Raw genomic sequence first — 14,798 nt, 5'->3', positions numbered from 1 at the left:
CCCGAACAGCGGAGTCCTGGCCGACTGGTGCGCGAGGAACGGCCGATGGCCGGAAATCGCCCCTGGGCCGTACCGCGTGGCCCCGGCTCGGTCACACCTGCCGGTGGTCGATGCCGAGCAGGCTCGCGGCGGCGCGGAAGTCGGCCGCGTGGTGGCCGACGGCGAGGGACCAGTGGTGGCCGACGCCGGTGGCGCTCCAGGCGTCGACCCACTCCCCGGGGTCGCGGCCGAAGTCCACCCGGCTGGTGGTGTTGCCGATCTCCAGCAGCGGACCGGGGACGACGGTCCCCTCGGAGGTGACGAAGGAGAGGGCGCCGCCGGGGTCCTGGCCGAGGCCGAGGAGGGTGACGGGGCCGTGCCGGACGTCGAACTCCACGCTCACGCCCCAGCCGCGCTTGCCGTGGTAGACGCCGAGCCCGCGCAGCAGCGGGTCGCGGGAGCTGACGGCGAGGTGGCCCGGCCCGTCGTGGCCCATCTCCACCACGCCGTCCCGGAAGTCCAGGGCCTGGATCTCGGTGAAGGACCCCCCGGCGCCGACGCACTGGGTGGCCAGCTGGGCGACGCTGGTGCGCAGTTCGTACTCACCGGCCGCGGGCACGCCTCGGGCGGTGAGCAGGGAGGCGCCCAGGATCATGCCGGCGCCGAGCCGCTCGTGCAGTTCGCCGTCGAGCCCGCGGTGGTAGTACGCCAGGGTGTCGAGCCCGAAGTCCTCGACGAGCCGGTCGAGCGCGACCGACACGGTCGCGCCCCAGGCGAAGTCCTCGTCCACGACGCTGTCGTCGAGGGTGAAGACCCGCCGGGCGAGCGCCATGCGCTCCCGGGTCTGCGCCTCGGTGACCTGCTCCACCCGGTGCCGCAGATCGTCGAACTCCAGCACCTCCACGTGCGAGCCGAACGTGGCCGCCAGCAGCGTCGGATCGGTCGACACGTCCAGCATCCCCGGATACAGGTGCCCCATGAGGCCGTGCCGGGCGTGCCGCAGCGCTGCGCGGACGTGCGCGGCGCGGATCCACTGCTCGACGCGCCGCCAGGCGGACTCCTGGCGCAGCCAGCCCGAGACCGACCGGAAGGGGATGCCGGCCCGGCGGAAGACGTTGCCGGTCTCGGGCACCGGGCACTGTCCGCAGTAGGCCAGCCAGGCGCCGGTGTCGAAGGACGCGTGGTCCATCCTCTCGGTCGGCTGGAGGTCGACGACGAGGACCGGGGCGTGCGCGCGCTGCGCGATCGGAAGCACCATCGACGAGGTCAGGTAGGTGGCCAGGAACAGCACGATCAGGTCGCAGTCGGTCCGGCGCAGCTTCTCGGCGGCGGCCGCCGCCTCCTCGGCGTCGGAGACGAATCCGGCGTCGGTCACCTCCGCGTCCATGCGCCCGAGGCGCTCGGCGACATAGTGGGCCGACTCCCGCAGTTGCGGGAGGAGACCGGGGAACTGCGGCCAGTAGGTGCCCAGTCCGCCGGCGACCAGCCCGATCCGGGTGCGGCGGCGGACGGCCGGCGGGAGCAGGTCGCGCAGGACGGCGGTCCGTGCGGCGGCGCGGTCCTCGGTCGTGCCCGTCCGGGGTTGGGTCGTTGCCATGGTCGGTGCTCCTTGTGTGGTCCGGTGAGGGCCGGCCCGGCCCGGGCGGCCCTCGGCTCCGGGCGGCCTTCAGGTGCGGGCGGCCCTCGGGTGCGGGCGGGCGGCGGCGCCGGGGGCGCGCGGGACGAGGACGCGGATGACGAAGACGCCCGCGAACGCCGCCAGTGCCATGCAGGCGGTGATCGACCAGAGGAGGACGGCCGCGCTGTACTCGGCCAGCGCCGGGGTGAAGAACGCGGCGACCGCGAAGACCCCGCGCGACAGGGCGTAGGTGAGGCCCTGGGTGGTGCCGCGGGTCTCCGCGGGCAGCGTGAGCTGCGACCAGACCTTGTAGTTGGCCTCGCCCGCGAAGGGGTTGGAGAGCTGGTAGAGGACGAAGAAGACGAGCATGCCGGCCAGGGCGCCGGCGGTGAGCGCGGCGACGACGAAGGCGAGCACCTGCACGGCGGCGGCCACGTGGAACAGCCGGTCGCGCCAGGGGCTGTCGGCGACGCGGACGAAGGCGAGGGTGAGCGCCACGCCGATCGGGATGAAGGCCAGGTTGATCCCGGTGGCCAGGCTCTGCGAGGCGTCGCTGACGGTCACCAGCAGATAGGTGCCGAACTGGCCGAGGGTGTTGGCGCCCAGGCCCCAGGTGACGTAGAAGACGAACGTCGCCGCCATCGGCAGCAGGGCGGCACGCGTCCAGATGTCCTTCGCCCTGACGCCGTGCGGGACGGCCGCGTCCTCCGTCTCCCGGCCGGCGGCCCGGTCCTCCGGCGCGTCGTGCCCGGCGGGCGGCTTCAGCCGGGCGCGCAGCAGCCAGGTGACGAGGGCGGCGAGGGCCAGCTGGCCGGTGACCAGCCGCGCCCCGGTCATGCCCGCGGTCGACAGGACGAAGCCGAGGAGGGCGGCGACGGCGATGCCCAGCATCCACATGACCTGGGTGAAAGCCACGAGCCGCCCCCGCGCCCAGGCCGGGGCGGCGTCCGAGACCACGGCCAGGGAGGTCGGCAGGTCGGCGCCGGCCGCGAGCCCCGCGACGAGGACGCCGACCAGCAGCACGATGTCGTTCGGCGCCAGGGTGACGACCACCGCCCCCAGCGCGAAGCAGAAGATGTCCCAGTTGTAGACGCGGCGCCGGCCGAACAGGTCCGCGAGCCATCCGCCGACGAGGGATCCGACGGCGATGCAGACGGTGACGATCGCGCTGATCGCCCCGGCCATCCACACGCCCATGCCGTAACCGTCCCGGTAGACGGCCAGGTTGACGGAGATGCTGACGATCAGTCCGGCGTCGAGGTACGAGGCCATGCCCGACAGGGCCGCCGCCCGCCACAGATGTCTCGGGATCGGCCGCCGGGCGGGGTCCGGGGCGGCCGGGCCGGGGACGGGCGGTGTGCGGGCCATGATGCGACTCCGTCGTCTGGGGACCTCGCGGCCCCGGGGCCGGGTCGCAGCGAATATAGGGGCGGAAAAACGTTGCAACAAGGTGTCGGGCACGCATCCGCCGCATGACGCCGCTTTCCCGCCCCTCTTGCGGGATATGGCGCGAACGCCCCGGGCCGCCTACGGTGAGGGGACGTCAGAAACGTTCCAGGGGAAGGAGCGCAGCCGTGCTCTCCCCCTCGCTGCGGCGGCTCTTCGACGCACCGCCCCGGGACTTCGGCCCCACTCCCCTGTGGTGGTGGTCGGGCGCGGAAGTCACCCGCGAGCGTCTGAGGTGGCAGATGCGCCGGTTCGCGGACGGCGGCGTCCACAACCTCGTGGTGATCAATCTGGCGCCGGCCGGCCCGGGGTTCGGCGCCCGGGCCGACGAACCGGCGTGGTTCGGCGAGGAGTGGTGGGCCCGCTTCACCGACGCCTGCGAGACCGCCGCGGACCTCGGTATGCGCCTGTGGTTCTACGACCAGATCGGGTTCTCCGGCGCCAACGTGCAGGGCGGCGTCACCCGGCGGCACCCCGAGGCCGCCGGCCGGGCCCTGCGCTCGCGTACCGCGGCCGTCTCCCGGGGCGCGGTCGCCCTGCGGGACGCCGAGACGCTGGTGGGCGCGTACGACGCCGACGGCCGGCGTCTGCCGGTCACCGGGCCCGCGCGGGTCGCGGCCGCCGACGGCACCCGCGTACGGCTCGTCACCGCCGTCCCCACGGCGTTCGACTACCTGGACCCGCATGCCGTCGGGCTGCTGATGGACGCGGTCCACCACGAGTACGACCGGCGCGTGCCGCGGTACCTGGGCGGGGTCGTCGCGGGCAGCTTCCAGGACGAACTGCCGCCCACGAACGCCTGGACCGGCCGCTTCCCGGCGGAGTTCCGCGCCCGGCGCGGCTACGACCTGCTCGACCACCTGCCGGCCCTGTTCGGCGCCGGCGCCGGCGGGCAAGCGGCGAAGGTCCGCGCCGACTACTACGCCGTCCGCGCGCAGCTCACCGAGGAGGCCCTCTTCCGGCCGCTCGCCGCCTGGCACCGCGAGCGCGGCATGCTGCTGGGCTGCGACCAGGCGCATCCCGCCCGCGCGGGCCACCCGGTCCAGTCGACGCAGCTGTACACCGACTACTTCCGCACCCACCGCTGGTACGGGGCCGCCGGCACCGACCACCACGGCGACGCCAAGGTCCACTCCTCCCTGGCCCATCTCTACGGCCACGAACGCGTGTGGATCGAGGCGTTCCACTCCTCCGGCTGGGGCGGCACCCTGGAGGACACCTACGACTGGCTGCTGCCGTTCCTGCGCAGCGGCGCCAACCTGTACAACCCGCACGCGAGTTACTTCGGCACGGCGGGCGGCTGGTTCGAGTGGGCGCCGCCGTCCACCGACTGGCGCCAGCCCTACTGGCGGCAGTACCCGGCGTTCGCGCGGGCCGTGGCCCGGATCTGCTCGATCATGTCCTGGGGCAGCTACGACACCGCCGTGGCGGTGCTGCACCCCACCGCGACCGTGCAGGCCCTCGTCCCGCTGGACGCGCCCGTCCGCCACTTCGGCGACGGCCGGCTCGGCGACGGTTACGCCGACGCCGACGAGACGCAGCGGCACTACCTGGACCTGTGCGGCACGAACAACTGGCTCGCCCCCCGGATCGGCGCCCTGGACCTGCACCGCGTGTCCTTCGACGTCATCGACGACGACTCGGTCCGGCGCGCCCGGGCCGCCGACGGCGCCCTGCGGATCAGGGACCTGGCGTACCGGGCGGTGCTGCTGCCGTCGGCGAGCGTGCTGGAGGAGGACACGGCGCGCCGGCTGACCGAGCTGCTCGACGCCGGCGGGCGGGTCGTGGTCGTGGGGCGTCCTCCCGCCACGGCCGCCGGTCTGGCCGGTGACGACTCCGTGGTCGCGGCGCTGTCGGCGCATCCGCGGCTGGAGCGGGTCCGCGACGCCGGGGCCTGCGCGGCCGCGGTGGCCGACGCGGCCGGGCACGCCACGGGCGAGGTGCCGCTGCTGGTCAGGAGGCGGGGGAACGAGGGGGTCGCCCTGGTGACGGGCGCCTTCCCCGACGCCGGCCTGCCCGGGCCGCGCGCCGGCTCCCCGGGGCCGCGCGAGAGCCACGTCGTCGACCCCTCCCGCTACGCCCGCGCCTCGTCCGTGACCGTGCGGGCCCCGGTCGCCGAGGCCGAGGTCTGGAACCCGGCGACCGGCACCCGCGTCCCCGCGCCCGTCGCGGTCTCCGCGGAAGGGATCTCGACCGTCGAGGTGCCGCTGGAGGGCGCCCCCGCCGTCCTCGTCGTCTGGCGCGAGGGCCCGCCCGCGCACCCGGCTCCCGCCCCGCCGGCGCGGGAGCCGGAGGAGGCGGCCGACGTCTCGGCCGGCTGGCAGGGCCGGCTGGTCCCCACCCTGGACAACACCTGGGGCGACCTGGCGCTGCCGCCGGGGACGCCCGTCGACGAGCCGCAGATCTGGGACATGCGGTGGACCGAGGGCGACGCGCCGGACGCGGAGTGGGGACGGGCTCGGGCGACGTACGGCGACCGGGTGCGCGTCCTGCCCCCGGTGCCCCGCGCGCGGGCCCCCGAACCGCTGGACGCGGTGTCCGCCGCACGGGTCCTGGCCGGAGAGCTGCCCCTCGTACCGCCGGACGCGGGCTGGGAGGTGTCGGTGTACTCGCCGAGCCGCGGCATCCCGGACCAGGGCGGGCTGCTCGGCACCAAGGGGCTGGTCGCCGAGGAGTTCGTCCGCGTCCCGGTGCCGGGGAGCGGGCGGGCCGCCCGGGTCCGGGCGATCGTGGAGACCGGCCGCCGGGGACCCGCCGACCTGCACGTCGGCGCGGAGGCGGCCAAGCGCGTGTGGTGGAACGGCGAGCGGCTGGCCGCGGGCGACGGCGGGTACCTGGCCTCCGCCCGGGTGGTGGTGGAGCGGTCCCGCAACGTCCTGGAGTACGAGCTGTCCGACGCCCGGGACCGCCCCTCGGTGATCTCCGCCTCCGCCGGCACCCCGCTCGGCAGCTTCTTCTGCCTGTCCGCGCCGGGCGCGTTCGCGCCGCGTCCGCGCTTCATGCGCCTGCCGGACGGCGTACGGCCGCGGGGCCAGGTGACGTACCGCGCGCGGCTGCGGATCCCGCGCGGCGGCGCGGAGGCGGTGCTCGTCGTGGGCGCCGCGGCGGCGGTCACGGTGCTGCTCGGCGAGGCCGTCGTGGCGCGGCAGGAGAAGGCGGAGTACTACGAGGCGGACTGGGGCGCGGTGCCGGTGTTCTTCCGCCACGCGCTGACCCTCCCGGCGGGCGAGCACACGCTGCGCGTCGTGACGGACGGCGCACGCCTGCGGGACGCGGTCTACGCCGACCTCGTGGCGCGGTCGGGGTCCACGGTGACCGCGCTGGTCAGCGGCGCGGGCTGGGAGGCCGCATCGGGCCGGTGGCGGGGCCGCGCCGTCGAGGACGAGGACAGGCGGGGCGAGTTGCAGCACTGCCACGCCGCGGTACGGCCGCACCCGTTGCCGGACGCGGAGTGGCTGGCCGGCCCGCCCGTGCTCGGCCGGCGGGCGTGGCCGCTGCGCAGCACCGACGACGTCCGCGAGGCGGTGCAGCGCTTCCGCTTCACGGTGCCCGCGGGCACCGTGTCGGTCGATCTTCCGCTGGCGCTTCCCGCGCGGGTGCGGGTCGGCGGCGGCCCGCCGCGTCCCCTCGACGGCCCGGTGCTCACGCTGTCCCCGCCGTCTCCCGGGCCCACGGTCGTCGAGGTCGTCACCGCGCCCACGGCCGTCCTGCGGGGCGGCTCGGCCTGGCGCGGGCCCGTGCGCGTGCGCACCGTGCCCGCGCCGCTGGGCCTGGGGGACTGGCGGTCGCTGGGGCTGGGCGGCTGGAGCGGGGGCGTGACCTACTCGCGTGCGCTGCGGGTGCCGCCGGGGCCGGATCCCGTGCTGGATCTCGGACGGGTGCGGGGCAGCGTCGAGGTCTGGCTGGACGGGGAGCCGGCCGGCGAGGCGTTCTGCGCCCCGTACCGCTTCCCGCTGCGCGGCGCGGCCGGGCGGACCGTCCGGGTCGACGTGACCGTCCGCAACACCCTGGCGCCGTATCTCGCCGAGGCCACGCCGACCGCGTGGGCCTTCCCGTCCCAGCGGGTGTCGGGCCTGCTGGGACCGGTGACGCTGCGGATCCCGCGGCCCGGCGGCGACGGCGCCCGGTGACCCGGACCCGGGGTTCCCGGGGGTGCGCCGGGTGTCCGACGCGCCGGCGGCGGCCGGGTCCGGCGACGCGCGTGAACGCCGCCGGACCCGGCCGGCGGACCGTGGTCGGCGATCCGCCGCAGGCCTTCCGGCCCGGCTCACCGGGCGCCGGCGGCGTGGGGCCCCGCGGGCCGGGTCCGGGGCGAAGACGTGTGTCCCTGGACGTGTCCGTCGCGGCGGCGGACCGTGCGGGGCACAGCGGCGCGGGCGCGGCCGGTTCCGGCGTTCGTGGCCGCCGCCCGGTGTGCGTACAGTGGAATGTCTGGTTCCGTCCGCGGCACACCGCCGCCGTCGGCGCCCGTCCCGCCGTAGCACCCGTCCCGGAGCAGTCATGTCCCTCCCCTTCACCGCCCCGGACGACGACGGCTCCGGCGCCCTGTTCGGCCTCGACGCCCTGGGATCCCCCGATCCGGACCGCTCGCCCCGTACCGGGCCGCTGTTCCGCGACTCCCCCGCGGCCCGCCGTCTGCTGCCGGTGGGGGAGATCCACGCGGAGCCCGCGGCCGCCGCGTCGCCCCGCGGCCGGCAGATCCTGGCGCGGTTTCCCGCCGCGCGCCTCGTCGAGGTGGACTCCCACTGGCGCATCCCGGGGCTGCACGGCAACGCCGGGCACGTCGGACGGTGGGTGCGGGTCAAGGGCGAGACGCTCGTCCTGGGGGAGAAGAAGACGCTGACCGTCCGCCCCAACGGCCGCTCCGCGGACTGGATCGCCCCGGGCGCCTCCAACGGCTGCGCGATGGCCTGCGCCTACTGCTACGTCCCCCGCCGCAAGGGCTACGCCAACCCCGTCACCGTCTTCACGAACATCGACCGGATCATCGCCCACCTGGGCCGGCACGTCGCGCGCCAGGGGCCCAAGACCGAACCCAACCAGTGCGACCCCCAGGCGTGGGTGTACGACATCGGGGAGAACGGCGACTGCTCGGTGGACGCCCTGATCTGCGACAACACCGCCGACCTCGTCCACGCCTTCCGGCAGTGGCCGACCGCCAAGGCCTCCTTCGCCACCAAGTTCGTCAACCCCGACCTGCTGGACCTGGACCCGCGCGGCCGTACCCGGATCCGCTTCTCCCTCATGCCCGCGGACGACTCCCGGCTGCTGGACATACGCACCTCGCCGGTCGCCGACCGCATCGCCGCCGCCGGTGACTTCCTGGACGCCGGCTACGAGGTGCACTTCAACCTCTCCCCCGTCGTCGTCCGCCCGGGCTGGCGGGAGGCCTGGACCGAGCTGCTGAGGCAGCTCGACGACGTCCTGCCCGACCGGGTCAAGCGGCAGGCGGCCGCGGAGGTGATCATGCTGACGCACAACCAGGAGCTCCACGAGGTCAACCTCGGCTGGCATCCGCGGGCCGAGGAGGTGCTGTGGCAGCCGGCTCTCCAGCAAGCCAAGCGCTCCGAGAACGGCGCCCTGAACGTCCGCTACCGCAGCGGTGTGAAGGCCGGGGCGGTGCGCGTCCTGCGCGGACTCGTCGCCGCCCACGCCCCCTGGCTGCGCGTCCGCTACGCCTTCTGAGCGCCGCCCCCGCGGACGGGGCGGCCCGCCCCGGTGCGCCGGCTCCGCCCGTTCGCGGGGCGGCGGACCGGCCGGATGCCCGAGACTGTCAGGTGTGACCGCGCCGTGCCGCTCGCCCGCGCCGTGTCGGCGAGCACGGACCGGGGAAGGACGACGACATGATCATCTTCGGCACCAAGGGATACCTGTACCAGCTCGCGATACTGACGCTGGTGTGCGGCCGCTGCGGCAACCCCTCCGCGCACACGCTCAGGAAGCGCGTCACGAAGTTCACCCTGTTCTTCGTGCCCCTGTTCCCCCTCTCGACGAAGTACACGACGCAGTGCACCTTCTGCGGGACGGAGCAGAAGGTGACCGAGGAGCAGGCGGAGCAGCTCCGGGCGCAGGCCGCCGCCGGGCACGGCGGTCAGGCGCACGGGCAGCCGCGGCAGCAGCCGTACCAGCCCTGAGCGGCGTCCGGCGGCCGTCCGGCGGGCGCCGGCCGGACGGCGCGTGCGGGCCGGACGGCGCGTGCGGGCCGGTCGGTTCGCCGGCCGGCGAACCGGTCAGCCGGTGTACGACTCCAGGGTGCCGCGACGCCGCACGTCGAGGGTGGCGCAGTGGAAGGAGCCGCCGAACGGCGCGTAGTGCAGCAGGTCGCAGGGGATCGGCTCGAAACCCCACTTCTCCAGTGCGCGCAGCATCTCGGTGTGGTGCCGCTCCGCGATCACCCGTTTCTCGTCGACCATGAGCACGTTCATGCTGAGCCATCTGCCGCACATCGAGGTGATCTTCAGCAGGTGCTCGTCGATCGGGTCCGGCTCGGGGGCGATCAGGATGTCCCACGAGCTCAGGACGTCGGGCAGGCGGTCGACGTCGACGTACTCGGGATTGACCAGTGCCTTGCCGGGCGCGAGCGGGATGAAGGTGGTGTCGATGTGCATGGGCGTACGGCAGCGGCTCTCGATCTCGTGGATGCGGTAGCCGGGTCCGAGGTGGCGGCGCAGCCATTCGATGCCCATGCGGTTGGTGACGTTGCTCCGCGTCACGAACAGGTCGCGCCCCGCGCGGACGAAATCCGCCGCGTCGAAGACCGGCTCGAACTCGGTGAGGATGTAGCGCATGGGCTCGCCCGGCCCCGGGACACGGAAGTCCTTCTCGAACAGCGCGTCGGTGAGCTGCGGCTTCGGCGCCGCCGTCCAGCGCGCGCCGCGCCGGAAGTAGTCCTTGAGGATCTCCCGGTAGGAATGGGTCTCGAAGTACCGGCACGGCCATGCCATCGGGGTCTCGATGATCTCGTCGCCGATCACGAGCATGCTGTCGCGCGGGCAGGAGTTGCAGAAACCGCGCGACGACCAGTCGGGGGTGCTGAAGCGCTGCCGGTGGTCGACCGGGGCCGGGCGCCTGACCGTGACGTCGAGGGACTCCAGGAGGGCGATGAACTGGTCGAGCTCTTGGCGCGCCCGCTCGACCAGCAGCCGCGGGTATCTGAAACCGGCGGCCAGTCCCTGCAACCGCGCCGCCCACGGCGGGATGTTGCAGGTCACCACCGGGTGGTCGGAGGGGATCGTCGCGCCGTCGAGGCGGCCGACGATGATCTCCTCCAGCGGGTCCCACTCGTTGTGCGAACCGACCGGTGAGACGAGCGGTTCCGCCGCGTCGGCAGTGGTGACTGATGGTGTCGACATCACACGTGGCCCCCAGGGCGTGTATGGGCAATCGTTGTCCGCCGCCGGCACCGGAATGCCGGGTATCCGCACTACCGTCGCACTCGACCGCTTTTCGACCAGGCCGGTGACTCACCATATCCAATGCGTTACCGGAAGTGAATGTCCGGACGCGGCCCTGCGCGACACGCCGGAACCCGCCCTGCCGGAGGGCAGGACGCGGCACGGGCACACGGACCCGGACGGGTGGGCTGGATATGTCTGCAATGGGTAACCGGAGGACAGGAGGAACCAGATCCGACATCCGAAGGAAGGGACCCCATGCCCGGCATGATGAACCGCATCAAGCAGTTCGCCCGGAGCCCTCAGGGACGGCGTGCGACCGAGCAGGCCCGGCGGGCCGCGGCCGACCCGCGGCGCCGGGCGCAGGCCCAGCGTCTGCTGGGCAGGCTCCGCGGCCACCGCTGACCGTCGTGCCCCCCACCCCCCGCGCGGCCCGGCATCCCGTGTGACCGGGCCGCGCGGCTGTCGCGGGGACCGCGCGCACGCCGGTCCGCACCGGGTCGGCATCCCCCTGCCCCGTGTCGGGGGCGCCCCGGGGACCGGTTCGCCGGGGCGGCGTCACCCCCCGTGTCGGGGCCGTCTCCCCCAGTACAGTCGGACCAGGAAAGGAACGCCGTGGATCGAACGTCACTCCGCGCGGTGGGCTGGGCCCGCTCCCTGCCGTTGGACACGGAGGTGAAAGCGGCACGGGACTGGGCGCGTGAACACCTGGACGCCCTGGGCTGGACCACCAGCGCCCCCGAGACCGTGGACGCCGTCCTGCTGACCGTCTCGGAGCTGGTCACCAACGCCCACGCCCACGCGCGCAGCAACGCCCAGCTCATCCTGACCTGGGACGACCGCTGCCTGCACATCTCCGTGCACGACACCTCCACCACCCTGCCCTCGCCCCGCACCCCCAGCACCGAGCGCGTCGGGGGGCGCGGCATGTTCCTCGTCGACGCGCTGGCCGACACCTGGGAGACCCGCCCCTGCCCCCACGGCAAGACGGTCACCGCCTGCTTCCGCGGCCCCCGGAACTGACCCGCGCCCCGGAACCGGCCCGCACCGCGGACGGAACCCTGCACGGACGACCCGCGCCGCGGACCGCGAAGGCCGGTGCGGATGCCGGCGACCGGCGCCGGGGACGGGCCGGGGAGCGCCGTGCCGCCGGGCGGACCCCCGGACCGCGCCGCGGTCGGTGACGTCCCGGGTGCCGCGCGGGAAGCGGGGGTTCGCCGGACGGACCCGGCGCACCGGCCCGGTAGCGGCGTCCCCGCCCGCCGCGCATCCGGGCCTGGCACGATCATCCGTATGGACGCGGAGATCACACCGGCCCGGATCAGCGACCTCCACGACGTGCTGGAGCAGCACGCGCGGTACTGGGGCGAGCGCGACCTGAGGTCGCTGCACCTGTTCTCCCTGGTGCACGAGTTCGGCTCCACCTGCCTGGTGGCCCGCGGCGCGGACGGCGTCCGCGGATACCTCATCGGTTTCGTCACGCCCTCCGGAACGGGATACGTCCATCTGGTCGCCACGCGGGACGACGCCCGCGGCACCGGTCTGGGGCGGCGTCTCTACGCGGCGTTCGCGCAGGCCGCGCGTGAGCAGGGCGCCCGGAGGCTGAAGGCCGTCACGTCGGTCGGGAACACCGGTTCGCTCGCCTTCCACCGCAGCCTCGGCTTCGGCACGCGGGTCGTCGAGGACTACCACGGCCCCGGCCGACCCATGGCCGTCTTCGAGCGGCCGCTGCCGCCGGAGGGCGAGGTCTGGTGACGGGACCCCGGACCGCCGCCGGCGTTCCCCGCGGCGCCGGCCGGTCGCGGCGTGTCCGCACGGCGCCGGACGCCGCGTGACGGGCGCCGGCCGGTCCGCGGCGATGCTCGCGCGCCCGTCCCCCGCCCCGGCTCCGGGGGCCGGGCGCCGACGCGGGACGCGGGACCGAATCGTTCCCCGAGGGCTTGACGGGACGCGATGCACTCGGCCTACTGGAAGGCGCGGCCGGGGGGTTGCGGGGACTCCGCCTGTGCCGGACCCGTAGCCCGACCTCTTCTGTCCGCCCCGCTGAGACGCAGGTCAGGGGCCCGATGATGCGGCGGCGGTGGGCGGTGGCGGCGGTCCTGGCCGCCGCGCTGCTGTTGCTGCACCTCCTCGGCCCGGGCGGCGGGCCGGACTCGGGCACGGCGGCGCGGGCCGTGGCGGCGGCGGACGCCGCGACGCCCGACGACGCGCCGGCCGCCGGAACCGAAGCCGCCGGGACCGAAGCCGCCGGGCAGCCGTGTCCGTGCGCCGAGGACACGTCGGTCCGCCATTCCGCCGCCCGGTCGCCGAGAACCGCCGGGGCGGCCGGGTCCGGCCACGCGGTGCCGGGTGGCCCGGCGCGCACGGGCGTGGTGGACCGGGGCGGTACGGACCTCCGCCGCGCGGGAGCGGCGGAGCGTCCCGGCACGGGTGACGTCACCCGGAGCGCTCCCGCACTGCAGACGTTCCGCTGCTGAGCGGCGGCAGGTCCCGGCGAGGGCCTGTGCCATGCGGCTCCAGTGCTGTCTGGTGCCCGTCCGCCGTCCGGGCAGGCCCTCGTGTGTCCCTCTCCCTTCCACGACACAGGAGGCAGGCGTGCCCGGAAAGCGCATTCTCGTTCTCAGGCCGGAGGAGCTGAGCTCCGACGACCACAAGATGTGGCGGGAGATCCGCGCCGAGTGCGGAGCACCGGCGAACCCGTTCCTCGACCCGGAGTTCACCGCGGCCGTAGGCCGGGTCAGGCCGGGAGCCAGAGTGGCGGTGCTGCAGGAGGACGGGTCCCCGGTCGGGTTCTTCCCCCACGAGCGCGGGCCGCTGGGGCAGGGCCGGGCGGTCGGACTGGGCGTGTCGGACAGCCAGGGGGCCGTCCTGCGCCCCGGCATCCGGCTCGACGCGCGCAGGCTGCTGGCGGCCTGCGCGCTGTCGTCCTGGGAGTTCGACAACCTGGAGGCCGGTCAGGGCCTGTTCCTCCCGTACGCGGTGGAGGAGTCGGCCTCCCCGGTCGTCGACCTCGACGGGGGGTTCGAACGGTACGCGCGGCGGCTGCGGGTGACCTCGCCGAGCTCGCTGAGACAGACCCTGGCCAAGGAGCGGAAGCTCGCCCGGCAGGTCGGCGAGGTGCGGTTCGAGTACGACGCCCGGGACCCGGACGCCCTGCGGGCGCTGATGCGGTGGAAGTCCGCGCAGTACCGCAGGACGGGCCGGCGGGACCGGTTCGCGCAGGAGTGGATCACCCGGCTGGTGGAGCTGCTGGCCGACGGCGACGAACCCGAGTGCCGGGGGGTGCTGTCCGTGCTGTACGCCGCCGACCGGCCGGTGGCCGCTCACTTCGGGCTGCGCTCACGCACGGTGCTGTCCTGGTGGTTCCCGGCCTACGACCGCGCGTACGGCCGGTACTCCCCCGGGCTGGTGCTGCTGCTGCGCATGCTGGAGGCCGCGGCCGCCGACGGGATCGGGACGGTCGACCTGGGCAGCGGGGCGGCCCGCTACAAGGAGTCGTTCAAGACCCGCGACCTGCGGGTGTACGAGGGCGCGGTGGTGCGTGCGCGGCCGGGCGGGGCCGCGTACCGGCTGGCGCGGGAACCGGCACGGGCCGCCCGGCGCTTCGTGCGCGGCCGCCCCCGGCTGGCCGGCGCCGCCGCGCGCACACTGGAGGAACTGGGGCGGCTGCGCGCGCGGTGAGGCGGGCGGGGAGTCCGCCCGGGAGGACGGGAACGGGGGTGGGACGCCCCTCGGCCGCGCCGTCGGTGGCCGCGGGGCGTCGCTCCCGGCCCGCCTCCGGGCGGGGTCAGATCCGCCCGCCGGTGAGCCGGGTGAGGGGCCCGTGCGTGTGCCGCCCCGCGCGCCGGCCCACCGCGTACGACGCGGCGCTCAGCGCGGTCAGGCCGGCGCCGACGCCGGCGGCGAGGGCCTTGCGGTGGGCGATCACCGTCCAGGCCGTCCGGGCCGTGGCCGCGACCTGCCCGGACGCCGTGGCGAGCGCCTGCCGGCCCGTTTCCACGCCCCGGGCCGCGGTGTGCGCGGCCTCCGTGGCCGCCCCGGCCGTACGCGCGGCTCCCGCCTTGGCGGCTGACGCGGCGTCACCGGCCTTCCGGGTGCCGTTCCTCGCGGCCTGCGCGGCGGGCGCGGTCGCCTTGTCCGCGGCGCGGCGGGCCTTGTCCCCGGTCGCTCGCGCGGAACCGGGCTTCTGGTTCGTGTCGTTGTTCGGTTCGCTCATGGACACCGACTTGCCTCGGGCGCGATCGGCAAACGCGACGCGTCCCGTTCGGCCGGGGCGGACCCCGATTCCCGCCCGGCAGGCGGCACTTCGGCCGAAATCCTGTCCGAAACGCACCCTCGGCGAGGGGGCGCCGCCCGGGGCG

General features: G+C 75.3%; 12 protein-coding genes. 8 read left to right on the top strand and 4 right to left on the bottom strand.

The features are described from left to right. Positions 1–91: 91 nt before the first annotated feature. Positions 92–1,576, bottom strand: coding sequence for an arabinose isomerase (locus tag ACIBAI_RS16905; RefSeq protein ID WP_399034894.1), 1,485 nt, complete (start codon positions 1,574–1,576; stop codon positions 92–94). A gap of 69 nt (positions 1,577–1,645) precedes the next feature. Further along, positions 1,646–2,965, bottom strand: coding sequence for an MFS transporter (locus ACIBAI_RS16900; RefSeq protein WP_399034893.1), 1,320 nt, complete (start codon positions 2,963–2,965; stop codon positions 1,646–1,648). A 206-nt stretch (positions 2,966–3,171) separates the two neighbouring features. Here ACIBAI_RS16900 and ACIBAI_RS16895 point away from each other — a divergent pair, with 206 nt between their 5' ends. The 3 genes from ACIBAI_RS16895 (at position 3,172) to ACIBAI_RS16885 (ending at position 9,177) form a co-directional block, all read left to right on the top strand. Continuing rightward, a complete protein-coding gene (locus ACIBAI_RS16895; protein ID WP_399034891.1) occupies positions 3,172–7,173 on the top strand; it encodes a glycosyl hydrolase in 4,002 nt (1,333 codons plus the stop codon). Between the two features lie 370 nt (positions 7,174–7,543). Continuing rightward, on the top strand, positions 7,544–8,728 hold the full coding sequence (locus tag ACIBAI_RS16890) for a spore photoproduct lyase family protein (protein ID WP_399034889.1): 1,185 nt from the start codon (positions 7,544–7,546) through the stop codon (positions 8,726–8,728). 158 nt (positions 8,729–8,886) lie between these two features. Next, the gene (locus tag ACIBAI_RS16885) at positions 8,887–9,177 is read left to right on the top strand and encodes a zinc-ribbon domain-containing protein (RefSeq protein WP_399034887.1); all 291 of its coding nucleotides are present in this window, start codon (positions 8,887–8,889) and stop codon (positions 9,175–9,177) included. Positions 9,178–9,273: 96 nt separating this feature from the next. On the opposite strand, the gene ACIBAI_RS16880 is transcribed toward ACIBAI_RS16885, so the two are convergent. After that, on the bottom strand, positions 9,274–10,395 hold the full coding sequence (locus ACIBAI_RS16880) for an amidinotransferase (RefSeq protein WP_399034885.1): 1,122 nt from the start codon (positions 10,393–10,395) through the stop codon (positions 9,274–9,276). A gap of 300 nt (positions 10,396–10,695) precedes the next feature. Here ACIBAI_RS16880 and ACIBAI_RS16875 point away from each other — a divergent pair, with 300 nt between their 5' ends. The 5 genes from ACIBAI_RS16875 (at position 10,696) to ACIBAI_RS16855 (ending at position 14,118) form a co-directional block, all read left to right on the top strand. Beyond that, positions 10,696–10,842, top strand: coding sequence for a hypothetical protein (locus ACIBAI_RS16875; protein ID WP_344606138.1), 147 nt, complete (start codon positions 10,696–10,698; stop codon positions 10,840–10,842). A 210-nt stretch (positions 10,843–11,052) separates the two neighbouring features. Beyond that, positions 11,053–11,460 (top strand): ATP-binding protein, encoded by a 408-nt coding sequence (locus ACIBAI_RS16870; protein ID WP_399034883.1) that lies wholly within the window; start codon positions 11,053–11,055, stop codon positions 11,458–11,460. Between the two features lie 270 nt (positions 11,461–11,730). Next, the gene (locus tag ACIBAI_RS16865) at positions 11,731–12,192 is read left to right on the top strand and encodes a GNAT family N-acetyltransferase (RefSeq protein ID WP_344606142.1); all 462 of its coding nucleotides are present in this window, start codon (positions 11,731–11,733) and stop codon (positions 12,190–12,192) included. Positions 12,193–12,503: 311 nt separating this feature from the next. Further along, positions 12,504–12,914, top strand: a complete 411-nt coding sequence (locus ACIBAI_RS16860) for a hypothetical protein (RefSeq protein WP_399034880.1) — start codon at positions 12,504–12,506, stop codon at positions 12,912–12,914. A gap of 118 nt (positions 12,915–13,032) precedes the next feature. Further along, a complete protein-coding gene (locus tag ACIBAI_RS16855) occupies positions 13,033–14,118 on the top strand; it encodes a GNAT family N-acetyltransferase (RefSeq protein WP_399034878.1) in 1,086 nt (361 codons plus the stop codon). Between the two features lie 106 nt (positions 14,119–14,224). Here ACIBAI_RS16855 and ACIBAI_RS16850 read toward each other — a convergent pair whose 3' ends face one another. Then, entirely contained in the window at positions 14,225–14,653 is a 429-nt protein-coding gene (locus ACIBAI_RS16850; protein WP_344606148.1) for a hypothetical protein, read from the bottom strand. Positions 14,654–14,798: the final 145 nt, after the last annotated feature.

Origin of the sequence: Streptomyces sp. NPDC051041 (genome assembly GCF_044456065.1) — a bacterium.
GTDB classification, from domain to species: domain Bacteria; phylum Actinomycetota; class Actinomycetes; order Streptomycetales; family Streptomycetaceae; genus Streptomyces; species Streptomyces glaucus.
Note: the sequence above shows the minus strand (reverse complement) of the source record. Positions and strands in the feature narration are given on the sequence as shown.